The sequence below is a fragment of the Parabacteroides distasonis genome (assembly GCF_004793765.1).
Classification (GTDB): domain Bacteria; phylum Bacteroidota; class Bacteroidia; order Bacteroidales; family Tannerellaceae; genus Parabacteroides; species Parabacteroides distasonis_A.
This window is the reverse complement of the sequence record NZ_SRYM01000023.1, coordinates 1-24321: the sequence shown is the minus strand read 5'-3', so window position 1 is coordinate 24321 and position 24321 is coordinate 1. Positions and strand designations below refer to the sequence as shown.

Annotated in this window: 18 protein-coding genes; 12 read left to right on the top strand and 6 right to left on the bottom strand. The window is 47.0% G+C overall.

Going from position 1 to position 24321, the window contains the following annotated elements; all coding sequences use genetic code 11:
* Positions 1-4 precede the first annotated feature (4 nt).
* Positions 5-1216, top strand: coding sequence for an acyloxyacyl hydrolase (locus E5342_RS09685; RefSeq protein WP_135959291.1), 1212 nt, complete (start codon positions 5-7; stop codon positions 1214-1216).
* A gap of 224 nt (positions 1217-1440) precedes the next feature.
* Here E5342_RS09685 and E5342_RS09680 read toward each other — a convergent pair whose 3' ends face one another.
* Entirely contained in the window at positions 1441-2829 is a 1389-nt protein-coding gene (locus E5342_RS09680) for an outer membrane beta-barrel protein (RefSeq protein ID WP_135959290.1), read from the bottom strand.
* A gap of 42 nt (positions 2830-2871) precedes the next feature.
* Here E5342_RS09680 and E5342_RS09675 point away from each other — a divergent pair, with 42 nt between their 5' ends.
* Positions 2872-3567 (top strand): response regulator transcription factor, encoded by a 696-nt coding sequence (locus E5342_RS09675; RefSeq protein ID WP_121736589.1) that lies wholly within the window; start codon positions 2872-2874, stop codon positions 3565-3567.
* A gap of 184 nt (positions 3568-3751) precedes the next feature.
* On the opposite strand, the gene E5342_RS09670 is transcribed toward E5342_RS09675, so the two are convergent.
* On the bottom strand, positions 3752-4972 hold the full coding sequence (locus E5342_RS09670; protein ID WP_135959289.1) for a M16 family metallopeptidase: 1221 nt from the start codon (positions 4970-4972) through the stop codon (positions 3752-3754).
* A gap of 174 nt (positions 4973-5146) precedes the next feature.
* Here E5342_RS09670 and E5342_RS20335 point away from each other — a divergent pair, with 174 nt between their 5' ends.
* From E5342_RS20335 to E5342_RS09630, 8 genes are all read left to right on the top strand, one after another.
* The gene (locus E5342_RS20335) at positions 5147-5617 is read left to right on the top strand and encodes an AAA family ATPase (protein WP_135959288.1); all 471 of its coding nucleotides are present in this window, start codon (positions 5147-5149) and stop codon (positions 5615-5617) included.
* Between the two features lie 4 nt (positions 5618-5621).
* Positions 5622-7268 carry a M20/M25/M40 family metallo-hydrolase gene (locus E5342_RS09660; protein WP_135959287.1) on the top strand — a complete coding sequence of 549 codons (1647 nt, stop codon included), beginning with the start codon at positions 5622-5624 and terminating at the stop codon, positions 7266-7268.
* An 89-nt stretch (positions 7269-7357) separates the two neighbouring features.
* A complete protein-coding gene (locus E5342_RS09655; RefSeq protein ID WP_121736593.1) occupies positions 7358-7969 on the top strand; it encodes an SIS domain-containing protein in 612 nt (203 codons plus the stop codon).
* Positions 7970-7987: 18 nt separating this feature from the next.
* Positions 7988-8917, top strand: coding sequence for a carbohydrate kinase family protein (locus E5342_RS09650; RefSeq protein WP_121736594.1), 930 nt, complete (start codon positions 7988-7990; stop codon positions 8915-8917).
* Positions 8918-8990: 73 nt separating this feature from the next.
* The gene (locus E5342_RS09645; protein ID WP_121736595.1) at positions 8991-10046 is read left to right on the top strand and encodes a tyrosine-protein phosphatase; all 1056 of its coding nucleotides are present in this window, start codon (positions 8991-8993) and stop codon (positions 10044-10046) included.
* 123 nt (positions 10047-10169) lie between these two features.
* Positions 10170-11924 (top strand): DEAD/DEAH box helicase, encoded by a 1755-nt coding sequence (locus tag E5342_RS09640; protein WP_121736596.1) that lies wholly within the window; start codon positions 10170-10172, stop codon positions 11922-11924.
* Positions 11925-12033: 109 nt separating this feature from the next.
* Positions 12034-13644, top strand: coding sequence for a dipeptidase (locus tag E5342_RS09635; protein WP_135959286.1), 1611 nt, complete (start codon positions 12034-12036; stop codon positions 13642-13644).
* 75 nt (positions 13645-13719) lie between these two features.
* Entirely contained in the window at positions 13720-14889 is a 1170-nt protein-coding gene (locus E5342_RS09630) for an aminopeptidase C (protein ID WP_121736598.1), read from the top strand.
* Between the two features lie 139 nt (positions 14890-15028).
* Here E5342_RS09630 and E5342_RS09625 read toward each other — a convergent pair whose 3' ends face one another.
* From E5342_RS09625 to ruvB, 4 genes are read right to left on the bottom strand one after another with little or no spacing between them, the layout of a single operon-like run.
* On the bottom strand, positions 15029-17161 hold the full coding sequence (locus E5342_RS09625) for a S46 family peptidase (RefSeq protein WP_349237387.1): 2133 nt from the start codon (positions 17159-17161) through the stop codon (positions 15029-15031).
* 29 nt (positions 17162-17190) lie between these two features.
* Positions 17191-18549, bottom strand: coding sequence for a TIGR00341 family protein (locus tag E5342_RS09620; protein WP_135959285.1), 1359 nt, complete (start codon positions 18547-18549; stop codon positions 17191-17193).
* Between the two features lie 41 nt (positions 18550-18590).
* Positions 18591-20087 carry a lipopolysaccharide biosynthesis protein gene (locus E5342_RS09615; RefSeq protein WP_135959284.1) on the bottom strand — a complete coding sequence of 499 codons (1497 nt, stop codon included), beginning with the start codon at positions 20085-20087 and terminating at the stop codon, positions 18591-18593.
* 11 nt (positions 20088-20098) lie between these two features.
* Positions 20099-21124, bottom strand: coding sequence for a Holliday junction branch migration DNA helicase RuvB (gene ruvB / locus E5342_RS09610; protein ID WP_011967062.1), 1026 nt, complete (start codon positions 21122-21124; stop codon positions 20099-20101).
* Between the two features lie 128 nt (positions 21125-21252).
* Here ruvB and E5342_RS09605 point away from each other — a divergent pair, with 128 nt between their 5' ends.
* Together E5342_RS09605 and E5342_RS09600 are read left to right on the top strand one after the other, a co-directional pair.
* Positions 21253-22428, top strand: a complete 1176-nt coding sequence (locus E5342_RS09605; protein ID WP_135959283.1) for a 6-bladed beta-propeller — start codon at positions 21253-21255, stop codon at positions 22426-22428.
* Positions 22429-22710: 282 nt separating this feature from the next.
* Positions 22711-24300 (top strand): ATP-binding protein, encoded by a 1590-nt coding sequence (locus E5342_RS09600; RefSeq protein WP_135959282.1) that lies wholly within the window; start codon positions 22711-22713, stop codon positions 24298-24300.
* Positions 24301-24321 lie beyond the last annotated feature (21 nt).

The following is a 24321-nucleotide window of genomic DNA, read 5'->3' as shown; positions in this document are numbered from 1 at the left end:
AAGTATGATAAAAAGCAAGATGATAAGCTTTTACATAACGGTCCTGATGATATGGGCCTGTACGGTAAAAGCTCAAGATGACGATAAATCCCTAGTCCACAAAATAGGATTCGACATACGTCCCTCGTATGTCGCCCCTACTAGCAAATTCCTCAAAGATGACGGCTATGGAAACAGGCTTACTTTACGAAAGGCGGCTTCATTCCATTTGAAATACGGGTTCCAACAGAATCCGAACTCTAAGGAGGGCCTGCTCTATCCGCACACGTACCAAGGAATAGGCGTTTCTTATAATACCTTTGGGAACCGGCAGGAAGTAGGTAATCCTTGGGCGGCGTATGTTTTCCAAAGCTCCCGCATCGCCCAAATATCTTCCCGGCTATCTTTCGATTATGAATGGAATTTCGGAGCCTCATTCAGGTGGCATCCGTATGATGAAAACAATAATTACCGTAATAAGATCATCGGTTCTAAGATCAATGCCTATATCAATCTGGGATTTTTCCTCAACGCGAAACTATCTCGTTATTGCAACCTGCTCGTCGGGGCGGATTTAACGCACTACTCAAACGGAAATACTCATCTTCCGAATGCGGGATTGAATACGATTGGTGGCCGGATCGGACTCGTCTACACGCTCAATCCGATCGAGGAAAGCCATCATGAGATAGGTACCGCACGTTCCTTACCGGCAAATCAATTATACCTCTCCAGCTTTTGGCAACGTGTCAGTTACGATGTCATCCTATACGGTGCGACCCGTGCTAAGGGGGTTATGCTAGGTGATGAGGCCCATATTTTTCCAGGTCAGTTCGGCATCCTTGGATTCAACCTCAACCCAATGTACAGATTCAACCGATTCCTAAAAGCAGGTATCTCTCTAGACGGCCAATATGACGAAAGTGCCAATATTTATTCCGACGAGATCATCCAAATCGGCGAAGAACCCCGATTCTACCGTCCGCCCCTACACGAGCAAATCGGTATCGGTCTCTCTGCCCGTGGCGAATTCACCATGCCCTTCTTCTCGATCAATATAGGAGTCGGACATAATTTATTTTACAACAAGGGCGACCTGAAAGGATTATACCAGATCCTAGCCCTCAAGGTATCGGTCACACGAAATTTATTCCTGCATGTCGGATACCAACTGCACAAATTCCATAATCCGAATAACTTGATGCTGGGAGTTGGGTATAGGTTCCATAATAAATAGCTCACTCGCTTATAGAAAACAGGTAAAATTTGCCTTCCGCACAAAATAAGATCCTGTCCCCCGCTTGTAGTATCTCATCCACATGGTTATTACGGACAGGAAGTTCCGGAATCTCAAAACTCCCTACATACTCACCAGTAGCCATGGAATACTTATCCAACACTACGTTATCCCAATCATCGGAACGATAAGAAAGAACATATATAAAATCATTGATATATATCCTATTTCGTTATAATATCCGAATTGTCGATCACGGAACCAGTTGAGCCATTATTACTGAATTTCTTGCCAAACAAGTAACGTACAGAAAAGGTGAAATTCATGACCTTATTCCTCGTGACCGCATCTTGCTCAAACGACTCCCCGCATACCGACGAGCGAGTCGTGGTTGACCAGCCGCCCAAATCCATGCAATACAGCCCCAACTTCAATTTATCTTTCAACAGACTGGCCTCAACATTGAGGTTCACCATCGGACGCATCTTCACGGTACTTACCAATTGATACATACGGGAGTTATGGCTATAGTCTAGATCAATGGTCAGGAAGTCCTTGATCGTAGTACCCACACCCAAATAACTCATAAATGACCAACCCCCGTTCTCACGCACCAACGCAGTCCCTGACGGTGCCGCATACTTATGATGGCTGGGTCCCAACATCACATTCAGATAAAACGATTTGGGCAACGAGGCGAACCAGCTCAAACTCACGCCGCTCACGCACATCTTGCCGATATTGTCATAGCTGTAAAACGTACGGTCGCCCTCTTCACAGATTACCTCGCCTATCACTTTGTTGTTGAAAAGATGATAACCGTTCAACGAGAGTGTATGCTGATGGGGAAGGCTACGACTTACCCGCAACGACACCTCATTATTTACCTGCGTATCCAACCCCGGATTACCAGTCCGGATATAAAGCGGACTGAAAACATAGGCCTCCGGATTCAGATAATCGATGCTAGGACGGGTGATCTTGCGAGAATAATTCGCACTTAAGTCGAACAACGTGGGATTCTTATAGAGCAATGAGGCCACCGGAAGGACGGAATGACGATCGATCGAGGTTCCCCCCTCCAACTTTTGATGCATGTAATCATACGAGAGGGAGAGGTACCCCGACAGGTTACCTACCCCATACGAGGCCGAGGCGTTGACGGCATGGATCCATTGCGTGGAGAGCCACTCTCGCTCCTTGCCCGTAAAATTCTTACGATAGATGCCCTTATAGTCGAAAGTCAAGTCCAGCGGATTTTCCCAAAGGTCGATAGCACGCCGTTGATACAGGATCTCGCCACTCCCCTCACGCATCTTCGAGCGTGAATCAATCTCGCTCTTATAATCCGAAGAATAATCGAAGTAACGAGCCTTCACGTCAAGCAGGGAGGTTTTCGAGAAGGAATGCCGATAGAGTAAATTGCCCCGATACTTGCCCAACCGCTCAATATTATCATAGCTCAATGGCGTGACACGATCGTCTGTACGGAGCATACCGTTATAATGGTGATCAAACTTATAATGCGTGGCAGATCCGGAGAGGTACAGCCAGTTAGCGTCATCGAAATCAATAAAGGTAAGCAGCGAGGAAAATAAAGGTAGCCTATTCACCTTTACGGTCCCACTTCAATAAATCAAGAAAAACAATCGATCATGGGAAAAATAAAAGTCTTATTCATCGATGATGATATAGCATTGGGAAATGTCGTTACGGTAGCATTGAATAGCCTTGGTTATGAGACTTATTACCAGACATCCCTTGTAGCCATCCAATCTGTCATTAAAGAATTATGTCCGGATATCCTCATACTGGATGTAGAGATCGGGCAAAAGAATGGTATCGAAGCTACGTCCGAATTGAGACTTATCCTACCGGATATACCCGTCCTTTTCGTATCGTCGCATACCGAAAGCTCTTTTGTGACACAGGCATTGGATGCCGGTGGGATCGCATACCTGAAGAAACCTTTCGAGATCGATGAGTTAGTGGCTTATATCAAGAGACATACGAATACCTCATCACAGGCGTCCTATCTACAGGTAGGACAGCTCACTCTATATACGCAAGACCATATCCTGATGAAGGGAGAACAGATCGTAAAGAAGCTCTCCCTATCCGAGGGTAAATTATTGACACTCCTCGCCAATCATCCGGATGAAACCATCAGCCGACAAGAAATGGAACAGGAACTCTGGGACGATGGCTATACGAATGAACAGAGCTTGAATAACTTTATAGCGAAACTTCGCAAGTACCTGTCCGAAGACGATACCCTGGAACTAACCACGATTCCCAAGGTAGGTTATAGGCTGACAACCAAAGAATTTCCGTATACCACCGATATATAAAGTCGATCACAACCTAATCTATTCTATATTCGACGCCGCCGAATGATCGTTCAGTACCGTTGAATGATCGTTCGCCGGCGTTGAATGATCGTTCGGTGCCAGCGAACGAAGGATATATACTTATCCGACAGAGAATAAGAGGGTTACAAAAGATGTATATACATAAAGGAACGGACTTTTAGCCTCACTCATAAATCAAGCAAAACAACTGTTCCGGAGCGAACACCTCATTCGCTACGTCTAGGATTTGCTCGGCGGTCAGTTTCTCGATCTGGGCAAAAACCTCGGGGAGAGTATCGTAACGGTTGTAATGGAGATAGCTTTTTCCTAAGCCAAGGAAAAGGCCCTCCCGGTTATCGCCCGACACGCCCAGCTGACCGGTTACCTGCTTCTTGGCGGCGGCTAATTGAGTGGAGGAAAGCTTTACGTCGCGTAAACGGGCCAGTTCCTTATGCACCAAACGCATCGCTTTCTCTCGGTTCTTCGGATCTGTACCGAAATAGATACTGGCTAGTCCGGTATCGGTATAAGAGGTTATGCTGGATTCTACGTTATAGACCAAGCCATGCTTTTCCCGCAAGGAGACATTCAAGCGGTTGTTCATTCCCGGGCCGCCTAAGATATTGTTCAACAAGAATAAAGGGATGCGCTTTTTGTCGTGCATACTGAAAGCCCGGCCACCGATCAGTACGTGGGCTTGATGGGTATCTTTAGGAATCTGGCGTACGCGAGCCTCGATGGGGTCCGGAGCTCTCCGGTTCCGTTCGGCCATCGGGAAAGAGATATCGCTTAAAACGGCTTCCGCCAATTTCAGGATCTTCTTGAAGTCCTTTCGTCCCATCGAGAAGAACACCATATTCTCCGGAGCGTAAAAACGACGCATGAAAGAACGACCGGACTCAGAGTCAAAACGAAGGAGAGATTGCTCATCCCCTAAAATATTATGCCCGAGGGCATGACCCTTATAAAGCAAGTTCTCAAACTCGTCGAATATAAGTTCCGAGGGGCTATCCTCATACGAATTGATCTCGTCCAAGATAACGTCTACCTCCTTCTCGATCTCCTGCTTCGGAAACTGGGAATGGAAAACCAAATCGGTCAATAGCTCAAACGCCCGGCCGAAATCCTCCTCCATAAAAATGGAATAAACAAAAGTCTCTTCCTTCGTAGTATAGGCATTCAACTCCCCTCCTACGTTCTCCATACGGTTCAGGATATGCCACGCTTTCCGTTTCTCCGTACCTTTGAAGATCATGTGCTCAACGAAATGCGCCAAGCCAAATTCATCCTCGTTCTCATCCCGTGTACCGGCGTTCACAGCGAAACCGCAGTAAGAGACCGGGGAATTAACCGGGAGATGTACCATGCGAAGTCCATTCGGCAATGTATGAGCGATATAATCCATTTTCCTTCTTGTTTGTATCAGCCCGCAAAGGTACGAAAGACTTTCCGGAAAAACATGTACGTCTTTTTCAAAAAACATGTACGTGTTTCCGGAAAAAGACGTACGTGTTTTTTTCGATCTATTTGCCTCCTTGGAAAAAATACCTACATTTGTGTAAATTAAACAGATAAGGCTATGGGATATATCGTCCGGAAATTACCGATCGGCATACAGAGTTTTGACAAACTACGTACAGAGAATTATTTGTATGTTGACAAGACCGAGTTCATTTATCAAATGGCATACCAAGGTGTCCCTTATTTCCTAAGCCGCCCCCGGCGATTCGGGAAAAGCTTGCTGCTATCGACATTCAAGGCTCATTTCGAGGGGAAGAAAGAATTGTTCCGGGGATTAGCCATAGAGAAACTAGAGGCCGAGGTACGTTCGGCCCAAGGACGTGCCGAGGCCATCGTAAAAACTCCTCGCTACATCTACGTATTCGAGTTTAAGCTGAGAGGTACGGCGGAAGAGGCGATCCGGCAAATCGACGATCGAGGCTATCTGATTCCTTATACGGCCGACGAACGGGAAGTAGTCAAAGTGGGGGTCGCTTTCGACGCAGCCACTCGCAACTTAGGTGAATGGCTGATTGAAAAAACATTGTAATTCTATGAGAAACATGAAAATAGCAACCTGTTTACTAACGATCACCTCCTTGGTTCTTTCCGCCTGTGGAGGAGGAGGCAACGATATAGAGAAAGCGAAAAGCCTTGCGACCACGGAACATCTAAAGCAATACACCGAGGCCATCTCGCATGACTCCTGCCAAGGCCGTAAACCATTCTCGGAAGGGGCCGACCGTGCGGTGAACTATATCGCTCGCCAGATGAAAGAGGTTGGGCTGAAACCCATAGACGGCGATTCTTATTTCCAACAGGTTAATATCATATCCTCACGCACACGATGCCCGAACCCGATGGTCCTAAAGACCCCGAAAGGGAAAATCCCCTTAGATTGGTTGGAAGGTTACACCGCTTTCTCCGCACGGATCGAGCCGGAGATCGATATAGACAACGCGGAACTGGTATTCGCCGGCTATGGGATCGTAGCCCCCGAGTATGGGAAAAATGATTTCGAGGGAATCGAGAACCCGCGGGATAAAGTAGCGGTCGTTATCGTTAACGATCCGGGGCTCGGAAGCGACAACACGGATTATTTCAACGGTGATATCATGACCTATTACGGACGTTGGATGTATAAATTCGAGGAAGGAGCCCGGCAGGGATTGAAAGGAGTCTTGATCATCCATGAAGACCGGGGAGCGGGCTACCCTTGGTCGGTCGTACGAGCTTCCGCCCAATCTAAGATGTATGTGGACAGCGATAGCGATGCTTATCATTGCCCGCTAAACGGCTGGATCCAATTCAATGCCGCCAAGCAATTGCTAGCCGATAATGGCTACGACATTGACCAACTGATCGAGCAATCTAAATCGCCAGACTTCAAGCCCATCTCCTTGAAATCTACGGTAACCGTCTCGATGAGGAACACCTTCGACCGCCAACAAAGCCCCAACGTAATCGGTTATATTCCCGGTAGCGGGAACACGGATGAGAGTGTTATTTATCTAGGCCATTGGGACCATCTAGGCTATGGAGTACCGATCAACGGCGACAGTATCATCAACGGCGCTACCGATAACGCCGTAGCCATCGCATGGATGCTCGAGATGGCACGTTGTTTCAATGCCTTGAAAGAGAAACCCCGCCGGAATATCGTCTTCCTCTCCCCTACTTGCGAGGAGACCGGATTCCTCGGTACGAAATACTATGTGGAGCACCCGTTGTTCCCGATCGATAAGATAGCCGCCGTAATCAATCTGGATGTCTTCCCGCTATGGGGCGAGAACAACGATGTCACGATCACCGGATACGGCAACTCCGAGCTGGATGATACCTTAGCCGAGCTAGCGAAGAAATACAACCGTTACATCATGCCCGACCCCGACGCTTACAACGGGATGTTCTACCGCTCCGACCATTTCCCTTTCGTACAAAAAGGCATCCCGGCCATGTTCGCCAAAGGTTGGAACGACAACCGCAAACAGGGCAAGGAGTGGGCCAAAGAGCATATCGCACGCTATTGGGCGGAAACTTACCACAAACCGACCGACCAGACCTATCCCGACACGGATGATTACAGTGGTCTGTTACAAGAAGTACAATTATTCTTCGACCTCGGTTATAAACTGGCACAAGATACCGGATACCCGAAATGGAAGCCGAAGTCAGAGTTCGCAAACGTCTTAAAAAGATAAATTGTCTGAAATAGATGATGCCAATATCAGTAAATATAAATACTTTCGCGATCGTTATTCAGGCAGGAATGCCGTAAACAATCAACAATATGGTAAACGAAAATATCACCTCTTTATTGGAGCAGGAAGCGGAAGCGGTTCGCAACATACCCGTTACGCCCGGATATGAGGAAGCGGTATCGCTTATAGTGAAACATGTACACGACCTAGGTGGAAAACTGATCATGAGTGGAATGGGGAAAGCCGGGCAAATCGCCTTGAATATAGCTACCACCTTTAGCTCGACCGGTACGCCTGCCTTCTTCTTGCACCCTAGCGAGGCACAACACGGAGATCTGGGAATCGTACGCGAAAACGATATCATGTTATTGATCTCCAACTCAGGAAAGACACGCGAGCTGGTGGAACTGGTAGATCTCACGAGAGGTTTGGTGCCGGACATGAAATTTATCGTCATCACCAGCAACCCCGATAGTCCCCTAGCTGCTGAGGCAAACGTATGCCTGTTGACCGGCGCCCCCAAGGAAGTTTGTCCGCTGGGCCTTACGCCCACTACCTCCACGACCGTCATGACGGTAATAGGTGATATCCTCGTGGTCGGAACCATGAAGCGTATCCATTTCACCAACAAGGATTACGCCAAGCGCCATCACGGGGGCTACTTAGGCTCCAAGAGCCGTGAGCAAAGCAAGAATGAATAATAAACCAGTGTATAGATCATGAGAAAAGTCTTTGGTATAGGAGAAACCATCCTCGATATCATTTTCAGGAACGACCAACCACAGAAGGCCGTTCCCGGTGGCTCCGTCTTCAACGGATTGATATCATTAGGTCGATTGAATGTCCCCGTGTCTTTTATCAGCGAGCTGGGCAACGACCGGGTGGGCGACATGATTCGGGATTTCATGGAGGATAACCACATCACGACCGAGTTTGTAGACCGTTTTCCCGATGGGAAAAGTCCTATATCACTCGCTTTCCTAGACGATGATAAAAACGCCAATTATATCTTCTACAAGGATTACCCGGCGCAACGGCTGGAAGTGCCCCTGCCAAAGATCGAGAAAGACGATATTTTCGTATTCGGCTCCTATTATTCCCTGAATCCGGTCTTACGGGCCCGTATGGTAGAATTTCTGCAATACGCCCAAGAACGGAAAGCGATCATCTATTACGACCCCAATTTCCGCAAGGCGCACGCTCATGAGGCGATCCGCCTCATGCCTACCGTACTGGAAAACCTGGAATTCGCCGACATCGTCCGAGGCTCGGACGAGGACTTCCAGAACCTCTATGGCAAGACCGACGCAGAGAAGATCTACAAGGAGCATATCCAGTTTTATTGTGATCGTTTCTTAACAACTCACGGGGCGAACGGAGTCAATCTCCACACCCGTAATTTCACACGGCATTTCGATTCCCCGCAAATCCAGCCGCTTAGTACCATCGGCGCCGGCGACAATTTTAACGCGGGTATTGTCTATGGACTTCTAAAGTATGACGTACGCCATGCGGACCTTCCGTCTTTGGATCAGGAAACTTGGGAAAAAATCATCCGTTGCGGAATGGACCTCGCCTCCGAGGTTTGCCAAAGCTATGATAATTATATATCCAAGGAGTTCGCAGCGAAGTATGTTAGCCAGTCTTAAATATCATTAATGAGGAAGCGGGGAAAACTTGTTTTACTATCTTTGTAAGGAAAGCTTATTATCATAGAAGACAATGTTAGGAAAGATTCTCTCTCTATTCGCCAGTGTAACCATGTTGGTGGGTTGTTCCTCTAACGCACCCGACATACGAGCTATTTGCCTACGCGATGACATCGGAAATTACGTGATAAAATGGGAAACCGATCCGGTAACGGAGGGGATTGTCAAGATGACCGTGTCCGACAACCCGGATCTTTTCACCAACGAGTCCCCGATCATTTACGCCAACATCAAGGATGGTGTGGCTACTTACATCACGAACGATAATATATCACGTAAGTATTTCCGCCTTTCTTTTAATGATAAATACGCACGGATTATCGGGGCACGCTCGGCGGTTATGGATAGCGTACAGAATTTCCGGGATCTAGGCGGTTATACCTCTACAAACGGGAAGACGGTGAAATGGGGCAAGGTATTTCGCTCCGGCGAGTTAAGCAGTTTAAGCGAATGGGACTCCATCCGATTGGATAACCTAGGGATCAAGACCATCATCGACCTCCGCACGAACCAAGAAACTCTCACTGCCCCTATCAAATATACAAAAGCAAATATCCTGCAAATCCCCATCCCGGTCGGCAAGATCGCCGATGCCCCCCAACGTGTTATCGAGGGACGAATGCGGAAAGGAGACGCCGGGGTATATATGGAAGACGAGTACCTGCAATTCGTGACAGATAATACCGATCAGTTCGCCAAGGTACTGGAACAGTTCCAGAACGAGGATAATTACCCCATTCTCATCAGTTGTTCCTACGGAAAGGATCGTACCGGGTTTCTCACCGCCATGTTACTCGCCGCCTTGGATATTCCCCGGGATGCCATCATGGAAGACTACTTGACTTCCAATCAATATATCGATACGAGTCATTTAGCTGATATCGTGAAACATCTCTCCACAGACGCCCAAGAAAGCATTACGGTATTCCTTACGGCCAACGAGGGGCTCATGGACCTAGCTTTCCATAAAATCAAGAAAGAGTACGGTTCCACCGAGAAATATTTGTCGAAAGGATTACGTCTTACTGATAAGAAACGTGAAAGGCTAAAAGATATATTACTTTATTGATATGAATCCGAATTATTTACGTACCTTTGCGGCCACTGAATATTATCATATATACACAATCGCATTTTGAAAACATTTGAAGAATTAGGAGTTGCCGCACCGATATTAAAGGCAATTCAAGAGATGGGCTACGAATCGCCCATGCCCGTACAGGAAGAAGTGATTCCTTTCTTACTGGGAGAAGATAACGACGTAATCGCATTGGCACAAACAGGAACCGGCAAGACAGCCGCTTACGGCCTGCCGATCCTGCAAAAGATCAATGTCTCTCAATATCAGCCTCAAGCGCTTATCCTTTGTCCGACACGCGAGCTTTGCCTACAAATAGCGGACGATTTGAACGATTATTCTAAATACATCGATAACCTGAAGGTTCTCCCTGTATACGGAGGTTCTAGTATAGAGAGTCAGATCAAGACACTGAAGAGAGGCGTACACGTGGTAGTGGCTACCCCGGGACGTCTGATCGACTTGATGAACCGCAAGACGGTTGATCTGGGGAACGTGAAGAACGTCATTCTCGATGAGGCGGACGAAATGTTGAACATGGGTTTCACCGACAGTATCAACGAGATCTTGGCAGCTGTACCTGAGAACCGCAATATGCTGCTCTTCTCTGCAACCATGCCGAAAGAGATCGCCTCTATCACCAAGAAATACATGAAGGATCCGAAAGAGATCGTCATTGGCAGGAAGAACGAGGGAAACAAGAATATCCGCGACATTTATTATATGGTTCGTGCGCAGGATAAATATCTCGCCTTAAAACGTCTAGCCGATTATTACCCGAACATCTACGGTATCATCTTCTGCCGTACCCGTAAGGAGACACAAGAGATTGCCGATAAATTGATTCAAGACGGCTATAACGCCGATTCCTTGCACGGCGAGCTGAGCCAAGCGCAACGTGATTACGTGATGCAGAAGTTCCGTATCAAGAATATCCAGTTATTGGTCGCTACGGACGTAGCCGCACGTGGTTTGGACGTGGATGACTTAACCCATGTAATCAATTACGGTCTGCCGGATGAGGTAGAATCTTATACCCACCGCCGCGGACGTACGGGCCGTGCGGGAAAAACGGGTATCGCTATCTCTATCTGCCACGTAAGGGAAAAAGGCAAGATTCGCGAGATCGAACGGATCATCAACAAGAAATTCGACAGGGGCGAGATGCCTACCGGTGAGCAAATCTGTGAGAAGCAATTGTTCAACTTGGTAGACCAAATCGAGAAAGTGAAAGTGAACGAGGAGGAAATCGCCAGTTTGATGCCTTCTATCTACCGTAAATTGGAATGGCTGGATAAGGAAGATATCATCAAACGTGTCGTATCCTTGGAGTTCAACCGGATGATCGACTATTATAAAGATAACGATGATATCGAGGTCGTAGACGAGAACGCTCCCCGAGAGAGAGGCAAACGGGGCGGCAAAGGCGAAGCGGAAGAAGGTTACACCCGTTTCTTTATCAACTTTGGAAAGACAGACGAACTTACGCCTCCTCAACTCATCGAGTTAGTCAACAAGTGCGTACCGGGCAAGATTCGTATCGGTCGTATCGACTTACGTGATAATTTCTCATTCTTCGAGGTAGAAGAGAGAGAAGCCAACCGTGTCATGGACTTGATGAACGGCTTCGAGATAGACGGACGACGTATCTCCGTGGAACCGGCGCAAGCGAAAGGTGAAGGCGGCAAAGGCGGTCGTGGAGGTAGCCGTAGCGGAAACGGTTTCAGAGATAGACGGGATAGCGGTAGAAGAGGCAAAAATAGCCGTCGGGAAAGAGACCGTGGCGGCAAACGTTCCGACCGTGGCGATGATAAACCGAAGCGTAAATTCTACGAGGACGTTCCTCGCAATAAGAAGAAACGTAAGTAACATACAACTTATACATACATTTATCAAAGAAGCGTGGTTCGTTTATTACGGATCACGCTTCTTTTATTGTATATTTACAGCCGAAAAACATCTAGATAACACAAGAAATATGAAGAAACTTTTTACCTATGTTCTTATGCTTTGCGCCAGCCTATCCGTTTCCGTGGCGCAACAGATCCAGTATCCGGAGCCGGTGTTGAACCCGGAGAGTTGTACAAGTATCATGGTCGGGAAAAAAGCCTCGACGGATGGCTCCGTGATGACCAGCCACACCTGCGATAGTAATTACCGTACTTGGATGGATATAGTACCTTCCACCTCGTACGATCACGATACGACAACAACGGTCTATACCGGGCGTATGCACACCGAATACGCCGAGGGAACCCGGGGGATGATCGCGAAAGGAACGCTGCCCGAAGCCCGGTCTACGTATCAATTCCTAAACACCGCTTATCCTTGCCTGAACGAGAAGCAACTGGGTATCGGCGAGACTACGATCACCGGACGGAAAGCCCTCGTCAATAAGAAAGGAATGTTCATGATCGAAGAACTTCAGCGAATCGTCTTACAACGTTGCACAACCGCCCGTGATGCCATCCGTTTGATGGGCGAGTTGATCGAGAAATACGGATATGGCGACTGGGGCGAGTGCCTTACGATAGCGGATCCGAAAGAGGTATGGCATTTCGAGGTCTTCGGCGAGGGTCCGGATAAGATCGGTGGCGTATGGGCGGCGATCCGTATCCCCGACGATCATGTAGGCGTATCGGCGAATATCCCGCGTATCTCTAAGGTCGATCCGAAAGATACGGACAATTGCATGGCTTCCGCCAACGTATTCGAGGTAGCCAAGCGCATAGGCTTCTGGGACGGAAAGAAACCGTTCCGCTTTTGGGAAGCGTATGGAGGCGGAAATTATTCCGGTGAGATGAAATCCTTCAGTATCCGTGAATTCTTTATATTGAATAAATTAGCTCCTTCTTTACATTTATCGTATGACGCGGAAGAACTTCCCATCAGCGTAAAACCGGATCAGCAAGTATCCGTAACGGATGTGATGGCTCTCCTCTCCGAAACGTACGAGGGTACGGAATACGACATGACCCGAAACTTGAAAGTAGCCGTAAAGAAAAAAGATAGTAACGAGACTGATACGGTTATCAGTCCGGTAGCCAATCCTTGGATGACCCGGGATATGGTAAACATGTTGAATGGGTTAAAACCGGATGCCGTAAAAAGCTACCGTTTGGTTGCCGTGCCACAATGCTCCTACTCTACCGTGATCCAGTTACGTGACTGGTTACCCGACGCGATAGGCGGTGTGGTTTGGATGGCCTATGATAATCCCGGACAAAGCCCCCGTATCCCTATCTTCTGTGGCACGAAAGACCTCCCGGCCTGTTTCAAGGTTTGCGGACAGCACCGTTATCGGGAAGATGCCGCCGTATGGACTTTCCGTCGTGCCAACAAACTCGCTACCGTACGTTGGGGAGCGACTAAAGATCGTATGAAAACATCTATCGCTCACTTTACAGAGAAAGGGCAGACAGAGCTTCCTTTCATAGAGAGCCGTTACAAAGAGATTCTTACCCAACAAGGTGAGGAGGCCGCAAAAGAATACCTGACCGGATATACCGCCGATTTCGCCGGAGCCACGATGCTACGCTGGAGAGAAATGGGAGACTCATTCTGGACCCAATTCGAAAGAGGCTTTTAACCACCCATCCGATAGTAGAGGCAGGGCATGCCCCGTCTCTATAACAATAATAATATAAACTTAAATTCATATACGATGAGAACATTCATTCTATCATGCGCCTTAGCGTTAGGTTCTTTGAGCGCATTCGCACAAGGTTACCAATTTACGGATGTAGTAAAGGTACCTGCCACGCCAGTCAAGAATCAAGCATCCACGGGAACCTGTTGGTGCTTTGCCACGACCTCTTTCATGGAGTCGGAATTACTCCGTATGGGAAAAGGGACGTACGATCTCTCCGAGATGTTTATCGTCCGCCAAAAATACATGAACCAGTTACAGGATAATTACATCCGCCACGGTAGAGGTAATATCGGCCAAGGAAGTCTCTCCCACACCTTCATGAACGCTTTCAATCAAGTGGGTATTGTTCCGGAAGAAGTGTACTCGGGTATCAACTACGATTCTGACCGACATAACCACGCCGAGATGGTAAAATATATTAAGGCGATCGCCACAACCGCCGTGGATATGAAGAAACGGAGCCCGGAATATTACAAACTGATCGATAACCTATTCGATACTTATCTAGGCAAGTTCCCGGAGAAATTCACCTATCAAGGCAAGGAGTATACTCCGAAGACATTCGCCGCCTCCCTTGGACTGAATATGGATGATTATATCGAGCTGACGAGCTTCACGCATCATCCGTATTACCAGAAATTCGAGGTAGAGGTTCCCGATAACTGGGAGCATGCGCAAATGTATAACCTCCCGTTGGATGAGCTGATGCAGGTTGCGGATTACGCTTTAAATAATGGTTACACGGTATGTTGGGATGGCGACGTGAGCGAGAAAGGTTTCTCTTTCAAGAACGGTGTAGCGATCAACCCGGAGGTAAAGAAGGTGGAAGATTACTCGACTACCGACCGTGCCCGCTTCGAGAAAATGGACGAGAAGGAACGTCTGGAGGAAGTCTACAAATTCGAGAAACCTTTCCCGGAAGTAAACGTCACCCCGCAGGTCCGTCAAGAGGGCTTCGAGGCATTCGTCACGACCGACGATCACCTGATGCACCTTACCGGTATCGCCAAGGACCAGAACGGCACGAAATATTATATCACGAAGAATTCTTGGGGAACTGAGCGTAATACTTTCGGAGGTTACTTGAACATGTCCGATAGTTTTGTCCGTGCCAAGACGATCTATATCATGGTACATAAGGATGCGATACCAAAGGCAATCAAGTCTAAATTAGGCATTTAGAACTTTCCTATCGTATAGGATATTACAATGCCCATCGTAAGGTTGTTAGAATAGGCATTCAAAGCACCTTACAATGGGCATTATTAGCTCCTTAGAATGGGCATCCGCGGAAATCACGGATGCCCATCTCTTTTTTCTCTCATCGAACCAGCTTCAACTCTTCAATCAACCTCGGGCATTTACCCCATTTATCGATCATGAAAAGGACATAGCGGATATCTACGCCGATGCAACGTTGCAAATCCGGTTCAAAAGCGATATCACCACTCATCGCCTCCCAGTTACCGTCGAAAGCAAGTCCGATCAAACGGGCGTTCTTATCGAATACCGGGCTACCGGAATTACCCCCGGTGATATCATTGTTCGAGAGGAAGCACAGCTGCAATTCCCCTTTTTCATTCGCGTAAGGTCCGAAATCACGGCTACGAACCAGATCCAGTATCTCCGGTTGTACCCAGAACTCATCGCTCGTCGGGTCCTCTTTCTCTAGGATACCTTTATCCGTTGAGTAATAATTGTACCATGCGGCATCATAAGGACGATACCCTCCGATAGAACCATAACTCAAACGCATCGTGAAATTAGCGTCGGAAGACAAAGCTTTCTCCGGATACATCTCCTTCAAGCCCGCGAAATACAAACGTTCTCCCTTAGCGATATCATACTCCGCATCGCCCATCAACTGCTGTAACTGGAAGATAGATACCAATACGGACAAGCTCAATTCCGCCGCCGGGTCTTTTCTCAATTTCTCATATTGCTTCGGATTTCTCAGCATCCCGGCGATCTTGTCGTACGACAATAAGGAAGTCTTCTTAAATACATCCGCCGCATATTTCTCATAATTCCCTTTATATCTCTTATCAACGCTCGTATAAATATCCGGCAAGAACTCCGGAGATACACGTTCTTTCGCGATCTTCATCATTGCGGCCAGTACCTTCTGATCCAAAGACGGTTCGTAATCCTTGAAGAACGGTTGGATACGATCCTCTAAAAAGACAGTAATCTCTTCCGGAGTAGCTCCGTTTATATCCACCGATTGCACCATACGGGCCAAACGAATAATCTCCGCTCCACTGGAAAACGCCTCATTCAAATAGGTCAACGCCTCCCTATACTTATTGGTCGAGGTATATCCTTTTTCCAACAAATTCAAGACCTCGCCATATTTAGCTCCCCGGGCCTGATCTTTCGCTACCCAATCAGCAAAAGCCGTCTCTTCCGCACGTTTACGTTCGATCACGTTTAGATTCGCCAATCCTTTATTCATACCGATCGAGTTCTTCCAATAATTGGAGCTTCCCGCATACTTAGAGGCATATTTGATACGTACAGCATCGCTAGCCAACATCGCCTCTTTCCAGATGCCCTGCTTGATGCCACGCACCTCGATACGGGGCTTATTACTATTCTCGATACGCTGTTGCACGCCCCAAGAACACAAATAACGATCCGTGCTTCCCGGAAAACCGATTGTCATAGCATAATCCTTTTCTTGATAGCCTTGCATAGACACCTCCGCTACATATCTCGGGGTATAAGGCTTATTATCCACATTGTATTCCGCCGGTTTATTATCCGCGTTGGCGTACACACGGAATACGGAAAAATCACCGGTATGACGGGGCCACATCCAGTTATCCGTATCGCCACCAAACTTACCAATAGAACTAGGTGGAGCGAAAACCATACGCACATCACGATAAACATCGTACACCACCAAGAAGTATTTGTTATTACTATAGAAAGGAACGACATCAGCCGCTAGGAACTCATTATTTCCCACGGAATCACAAATCACACGACCGATAGAATCAGCCGCCGACAAACGCTGGAACTCATCCTCGATACCGAAGATCTGGCTGTTGATACGATCGCTCACGTCTACGGTCTCTTTCAGGTAACGTACCGTCAAGCCCGGAACCGGAAGTTCTTCCTGTTTACTTTGAGAGACAAAACCATCTTTCAGATAGTCGTGCTCCACACTACTCAACTGCTGGATGGCTCCGAAACCACAATGGTGATTCGTGAAGATCAACCCCTCGTTAGAGACCGTAATACCGGTACATCCCCCACCGAAGATTACCACTGCGTTCGCCACGCAAGGCTCCGTCTCACTATACAACTGATCATAGGATGGGGTAAAACCCAACTCGGCCATTCTTGCCAAATTCTGCTTATTTAATTCCTTCAGCACCCACATGCCCTCATCGGCATATAACTGGCCGGAAGCGGCTAAAAGCAACAAAACCGCCCACACTCTTTTCATCAACTTCATTCTACTCTTATTAGTCTAAATTATTCGATTAGTAATTTAATATTTTTCATTTCCACACGAGCCGATAGCCATTCCTTGATCTTCTTACGTTCCGCTTCTTTAATGATCGTCTTACTTTTCAGATAAACCAGCATAACCGTATCCGGCTTCGCCGTCTCCGTATTTACGATATACGTATTCGAGCAAGAAGCCTCAACTACATAGGGGAAAAGAACCTTCATCTCCGGGATCAACTCGGATGTCAAACGCCTATAACTCTGATATTTGTCAACTTGTCGTTTTAACGAATCTATCTGGATGGTCTGCGCACGTAGTACCTCCTCGCTATTCTTATATAAATCCTGCATCAAGAGGCTTTTCAACTCATTGATATCCGTGGCCTCTTGTCCAAAACCTTGTTGTACGACTAAATGCACATCTTTCAATCCATACTTAGGCAATTTAGCCCGGGCGTTAGCGATCATCTCATCTGGTACTGTCTGGCCGATCAAGACTACTTTCACCTCCCTTTTCTCGCTCGTATCCGTAACGACCTTATTCAAGATTTGCGTATTCGGGAAAGTCAACTCCTCCGATACGAAGTTACGTACCCGTTCATTGAAATAACTACTCCGAATCAAGTTATAACTCAAGAAAAGGCTCGGCACGATCGTGAAAAAAACAATGATACCCACGTAACGAGTCACGATCTTTTCCCGTTGTTTATCCAAGAAAACTTTCTTCGGATATTTCAGCAAGCGAACAACGACAAACGTAGCCAAACTAATAAAAACCGTATTGATAAAATACAGATAAAAAGCACCGAAAAAGTAATACAAATTGCCACTCGCCAACCCAAATCCAGCTGTACAAAGCGGAGGCATCAAAGCCGTAGCGATAGCTACACCCGGAATCACGTTACCCTTACTCTTTGTCGAGCTCGCCACGATTCCGGCCAGACCGCCGAAAATAGCGATCAATACATCGTATACCGTAGGTTGCGTACGGGCGAGTAACTCGCTTTGTGCCTCGCTGATCGGAGAAATCAAAAAATATAAGGTGGAGGTAATTACGCTAAAAATAGTAGCGGTAGCAAAATTACGAAACGAACGCTTGATCAACTCAAAATCGGAGATTCCCAATCCCAAACCGAAGCCCATGATCGGTCCCATCAACGGCGAAATCAACATAGCACCGATAATCACGGCTGTAGAGTTCGTATTCAATCCGAGAGAGGCCACAAACGTAGCGAAAATAAGTACCCATAAATTTGTCCTCTTAAATTCGACTCCCTTCTCAATAGATTCTATCGTGTCCAGTTCATCCTCTTTGTCCTGCCTGACATCGAAATTACGGACAAAAAAATCCATAATCTGTTTATGTAGCAATCCTTTTTCCATACGATAACATAATTAATTCTGTCTCGCAAAGATATTCCAATTTATTGAAAATAACGTCCTATGTAAGGGATTTCCCGTAAGGGTAAATCCCTTTTAACCATAAATGAGATGAATACGCCTAATAAGATCGTGCGGTATCCCAACCGGAGCCATTCAGATTGTATCGGCAATGCCATGCCAGCCACATATAACACCGCCGCCACCCCAAAATAAAGAAACGCGGATTTTAAGTCGTACTCAATCGGGAACTTCTTTTGTCCCACAAAATAAGACAGAAGCATCATCAATAAATTACAAAAGAACGATGCCCACGCACAAGCCATATAACCCTGCGAGGGACCAAACAGCAAGATGATAGAGACCGTGGCCACACATCCGATCGTGGAGAAATAGGCGCCCCATCGTGTCTGGTCGATCAGCTTATACCATAAGGAGAGGTTGAAATAAATACCGAAGAACAACTCGCCCAGCATCACGATCGGCACTACCCGTAATCCGGGATAATAAGCCGGCCCGACAAAGTACTTCAAGATATCGATATAGAACATTACCCCGAGGAAGATAAACAAGGCGAATATGATGAAATATTTCATCGCTTCCGAGTAGGCTTTCTTATTATCATCGCTCTTGTTTTTAGCGAAAATAAACGGCTCATAGGCATACCGGAAAGCCTGCGTGAACATCACCATCACCACGGCGATCTTGAAGCATGCGCCGTATATACCCAATTGCTCGTTCGCGTACTCCTTATCATCAAACAAGAATGGAAACAGGATCTTATCTGCCGTCTGGTTAAAGATACCGGCAATACCTAGAATGAGGATCGGGAAGGAATAACGCAAGATTTGTTTCAATACCGTTCCGTCTACTTTCGCCCGTATGCCCGGCAAGATATCCGGGATCAAAAGCAATAAGGTTATCAGTGTCGTAAATACGTTCGCCACGAATACATAGCCTACCCCATAATTCGGACGATAGAACCAGCTTATCGCCTCCGGATAGTGCGAATGCAACCACGGACAAGTGATCAAGAAGAATATATTCAAGATAATATTCAAGAAAATACTCAGCAACTTAATCCCGGCGAAACGCCATGCTTTCCCCTTATACCGAAGATAAGCGAACGGAATGCAACAAAAAGCGTCTACCGCCACGATACCCGCCATCATCCCGATATACTCCGGATGGTCACCATATCCCAAGCCGGCACTAATAGATGGTAACAAGGCGAAAACCGCTACGCTAAACAGCGCCGAACTTCCCAGCAGGCAATACAGCACGGAAGCGTACACCCGCATCGGCTCTTGCTCCTCTTTCTTATTGATGAAACGGAAGAACCCCGTCTCCATGCCATAAGTAAGCAAGACCAGCAACAGGGCTGTCCAACCATATAAATTCGTCACGATCCCATAATCCCCTGTTCCGGCCAACACACGTGTGTACATCGGCACCAACATCCAATTCAAGAAACGCCCCACTATACTACTCAATCCATAAACGGCTGTCTCTTTAGCGAGCCGCTTCATTCCTCCTGCCATATCGTATCTGTCTAATCAAATAAAAAACCTTGTTCCCCCACCCGGCTACGTCCCAGATGGGTATAAGCTAAATCGGTGACCTCACGGCCACGGGGCGTGCGTTTGATAAAGCCCTCTTTGATCAAGAAAGGCTCGTACACTTCTTCTAGCGTTCCGGGGTCCTCGCCCAAAGCCGTGGCGATCGTCGTTAATCCGACCGGGCCTCCCTTGAATTTATCAATGATCGTCGTCAGCAACTTATTATCGATCTGATCCAAGCCATACCGGTCTATATTCAACGCCTCCAGAGAGAAGCAAGCGATCGCCTTATCGATATCTCCGTTCCCCTTCACTTGAGCGAAATCACGCACACGGCGCAATAAAGCGTTGGCGATACGAGGCGTACCCCGGCTACGGGAAGCGATCTCCCTTGCGGCGTTCAACTCACATTTTACATTCAAGATATTAGCACTACGGAGCACGATCTTCGTCAGCGTCTCCATATCATAATACTCCAAGTGCATATTGATACCGAAACGGGCACGCAGCGGACTAGTCAGCAAGCCGCTACGGGTCGTAGCGCCAATCAATGTAAACGGAGCCAAATCGATCTGTATCGAGCGGGCGCTCGGTCCTTTATCGATCACGATATCGATCCGGTAATCCTCCATAGCGGAATACAGGTATTCCTCCACGATCGGGCTCAACCGGTGAATCTCATCGATAAAAAGCACGTCGTTCTTCTCCAGCGAGGTCAATACCCCGGCCAGATCTCCCGGCTTATCCAGCACCGGCCCCGACGTGACCTTGAAACCAACCCCCAACTCGTTCGCTATAATATTCGACAACGTCGTCTTTCCCAACCCGGGAGGTCCATGCAAAAGCACATGATCCAGCGCCTCCTTACGCATGCGGGCAGCCATGACGAACACCTTCAGGTTCTCCACCACCTTCGCCTGTCCGCTGAAGTCACGGAGCGAAAGCGGCCGAAGCACGTTCTCGTACTCTCGCTCGTTTTCCGGCATCCGGGCATCCCTTATATCAAAATCATCTTCCATATTCACGTTCATTGTCTTGCAAAGATAATGTTAAACAACACATTCACGAAAATAGATGTATAAAATATTTTTCTGACAGTGAGAAAAGCATATGTTTGCTAAAGGGACACCTTTAAAAACATACTACCATGAAACTTATACTCACAATCTCTGCGATGATCCTGTTCCTGATAACGGGATGCGAAAGTGGCAAGCAACCGGCTAACGACTTTTTAACCGTGGATATCACGGCAAATTATCCGAAGAAGGAACTGATTCTTCAAGACTTTTTGGATGTGGAATACATCCCATTAGAAACGAATGAGGAATTCATAACCTCAGCCAGCATGCAAGCCATCGGCAAAAATCTCATAATCCTTAGAAACAAGAACGGACAAGACGGAGATATATTTATCTTCGACCGGACCGGAAAAGGCCAGAGAAAAATCAACCGCAGCGGCCAAGGTAGCCAAGAATACACGAATATCGGGTCTATTGCCCTCGATGAGAAGAAAGGTGAGCTGTTTATCAACAACTACTATTCGAGCGAGTTTATCGTATACGATCTGTCCGGAAACTTTAAGCGAACTTTAAAGTACGATAAAGATTTTAATTTCAATAGCGGGAAGATATACAATTTCGATCAAGACAACTTAATCTGCTACGATGAGATTGGCAATTATAAAAAGTTGAGAAAAAGCGCATTTTGGCTCCTGTCCAAACAAGACGGAAGCATTGTCAAGGAAATCGAACTCCCTTATGAGCATAAGATATCACCGTTTTTATCGAAAGGAGGTTGGGCCGCGGGACCTCGTAATACCGAATTAATTTCCCAAAATGGAAGTTGGGTCTTAGTAGAGCCATCTACAGATACGATTTATAGTTATTCGCAAGATCACTCTATCAAACCCTTTATCGTAAGGACTCCACCTATCCGCACTATGGCCCCGGAAGTATTTCTTTATCCAAGTATTCTTACCGACCGGTATTATTTCATGCAAACAACAAAGAAACAATGGGATTTTGAGAAAGAAACCGGATTCCCCAGAACCGACTTGGTATATGATAAACAAGAGGACGCTATCTTTGAGTGTGTCGTGTATAATAACGATTTCGTAGATCAGACACCCGTTAATATGTGGTACGAACATGGAATACTAAAGATCATCAATAACGATGGGATCGCTTTCATAAAGAAACTAGAAGCCAATGAGTTGGTGGAAGCCTACGGGAAAGGTAAGCTGAAAGGCCGCTTGAATGAGATCGCAGCGGGATTGAATGAGGAATCCAACCCCGTGATTATGGTGGCTAAGTATAAGGAATAAAAACTTCTTACTTATTGTCTATTTTTCCAGACTTGTTTTTTATTCGTACATGTTTTTCGGAAAACACGTACGTGAATCCCCAAAAACACGTACGTGAATCCGTGAAAACATGTACGTGTTTTTACGGAAATCCGACAAGCATATTTATCCATCTTACTATCAGCGAGTTATAAATCGACTTCATAGTAAGATATTATTGTTGAAAATTTACTTCTAAAGATACGGTTCCTCTCCTATATTTTATGTAACTTTGCTTATAAGTCGCATAAAATATAGGACGATATGAACCAGACAATTTATCCCATCGGCATACAGAACTTCGAGAGCCTTCGCAAAGATGGTTATCTCTATATTGATAAGACCGCCCTAATCTACCAATTAGTAACAACCGGACGATATTATTTCCTCAGCCGCCCCCGACGCTTCGGGAAAAGCTTGCTGCTGTCCACGCTGGAGGCCTATTTCCAAGGAAAGAAGGAGCTGTTCGAGGGACTGGCAATGGAGAAATTGGAAAAAGACTGGATAAGATACCCCATCTTACATTTGGATTTAAATGCGGAGAGATATTCTGACCCTGGGGCATTAGAGAGTATATTACGACGTTATCTGAACCTTTGGGAAGACCTGTGGGGGAAAGACGAGAGAGAGATAACACCATCCGATCGTTTCACCGGCGTGATACGCCGTGCCTATGAGAGAACAGGACGGAGAGTGGTCATACTGGTAGACGAGTATGACAAGCCTTTGCTACAGGCGATCGGGAATCCGGAGTTACAGGAGGCCTACCGCTCTATACTGAAAGCGTTTTACGGCGTTCTGAAGAGCATGGACGGATATATCCGCCTAGCGTTCCTGACCGGCGTGACCAAGTTCGGCAAGGTAAGCGTATTCAGCGACCTCAACAACCTCATGGACCTGTCGATGGATAATCGGTACGTCGAGATATGCGGCATCACAGAAAAAGAGATACATGCCTATCTGGAAGACGAAGTGAAGGAACTGGCTGATACCCAAATGACGACCTACGAGGAAACCTGCCTAAAACTCAAGCAACGCTATGACGGATACCATTTCACCGCCAAGTCCGAGGGTATATACAATCCATTCAGCCTATTGAATACCTTCGCTAAGATGGAATTCGGAGACTACTGGTTCGAGACCGGAACACCCTCCTACCTCGTGGAGCTGCTCAAGCACACCCATTACGACCTCTACGAGATGGCCAACACGGAGACCGACGCCGATGTGCTGAACAGCATCGACTCCGCCTCGAACAATCCCATACCCGTCATCTACCAAAGCGGGTATCTGACCATCAAGGGCTATGATCCTGAGTTTGGCATTTATCGACTGGGTTTCCCGAACAAGGAGGTGGAAGAAGGTTTCGTCAAATACCTACTTCCTTTCTATACGAGCATACAAGCCTCTAAGGCCCCCTTCGAGATCGGACAGTTCGTTCGGGAGATACGGTCTGGCAATTACGACGCCTTCTTCCACCGCCTCCAAAGCTTCTTCGCCGACACACCCTACGAGGTGATCGCCGGGCAAAAGCCGGAGCGAGACACGGAGCTGCATTACCGGAACGTCCTCTTCATCGTCTTCAAGCTGGTCGGCCTGTACACGCAAGTGGAGTACCATACCTCGAACGGGCGTATAGACCTCGTATTGCAAACCAACCAATACATCTATATCATGGAGTTCAAGCTCAACGGAACCGCCGAGGAGGCCCTGCGGCAGATCGAGGAGAAAGGCTACGCCCTACCCTTCGCCGGAGACGACCGGGAAGTCTTCAAGATCGGCGTGAACTTCTCTTCCGAGACCCGCAATATCGAGAAGTGTGACATGATACAGATTTACTTCACACGCAATTAACAATTAAAAGAACGTGTGTAA

Coding starts and splice junctions, on each gene's coding strand:
- E5342_RS09685 (WP_135959291.1), top strand. CDS start 5: ATGATAAAAAGCAAGATGATAAGCTTTTACATAACGGTCCTGATGATA.
- E5342_RS09675 (WP_121736589.1), top strand. CDS start 2,872: ATGGGAAAAATAAAAGTCTTATTCATCGATGATGATATAGCATTGGGA.
- E5342_RS09670 (WP_135959289.1), bottom strand. CDS start 4,972: ATGGATTATATCGCTCATACATTGCCGAATGGACTTCGCATGGTACAT.
- E5342_RS20335 (WP_135959288.1), top strand. CDS start 5,147: ATGGGATATATCGTCCGGAAATTACCGATCGGCATACAGAGTTTTGAC.
- E5342_RS09660 (WP_135959287.1), top strand. CDS start 5,622: ATGAGAAACATGAAAATAGCAACCTGTTTACTAACGATCACCTCCTTG.
- E5342_RS09655 (WP_121736593.1), top strand. CDS start 7,358: ATGGTAAACGAAAATATCACCTCTTTATTGGAGCAGGAAGCGGAAGCG.
- E5342_RS09650 (WP_121736594.1), top strand. CDS start 7,988: ATGAGAAAAGTCTTTGGTATAGGAGAAACCATCCTCGATATCATTTTC.
- E5342_RS09645 (WP_121736595.1), top strand. CDS start 8,991: ATGTTAGGAAAGATTCTCTCTCTATTCGCCAGTGTAACCATGTTGGTG.
- E5342_RS09640 (WP_121736596.1), top strand. CDS start 10,170: ATGGGCTACGAATCGCCCATGCCCGTACAGGAAGAAGTGATTCCTTTC.
- E5342_RS09635 (WP_135959286.1), top strand. CDS start 12,034: ATGAAGAAACTTTTTACCTATGTTCTTATGCTTTGCGCCAGCCTATCC.
- E5342_RS09630 (WP_121736598.1), top strand. CDS start 13,720: ATGAGAACATTCATTCTATCATGCGCCTTAGCGTTAGGTTCTTTGAGC.
- E5342_RS09625 (WP_349237387.1), bottom strand. CDS start 17,161: ATGAAAAGAGTGTGGGCGGTTTTGTTGCTTTTAGCCGCTTCCGGCCAG.
- E5342_RS09620 (WP_135959285.1), bottom strand. CDS start 18,549: ATGGAAAAAGGATTGCTACATAAACAGATTATGGATTTTTTTGTCCGT.
- E5342_RS09615 (WP_135959284.1), bottom strand. CDS start 20,087: ATGGCAGGAGGAATGAAGCGGCTCGCTAAAGAGACAGCCGTTTATGGA.
- ruvB (WP_011967062.1), bottom strand. CDS start 21,124: ATGGAAGATGATTTTGATATAAGGGATGCCCGGATGCCGGAAAACGAG.
- E5342_RS09605 (WP_135959283.1), top strand. CDS start 21,253: ATGAAACTTATACTCACAATCTCTGCGATGATCCTGTTCCTGATAACG.
- E5342_RS09600 (WP_135959282.1), top strand. CDS start 22,711: ATGAACCAGACAATTTATCCCATCGGCATACAGAACTTCGAGAGCCTT.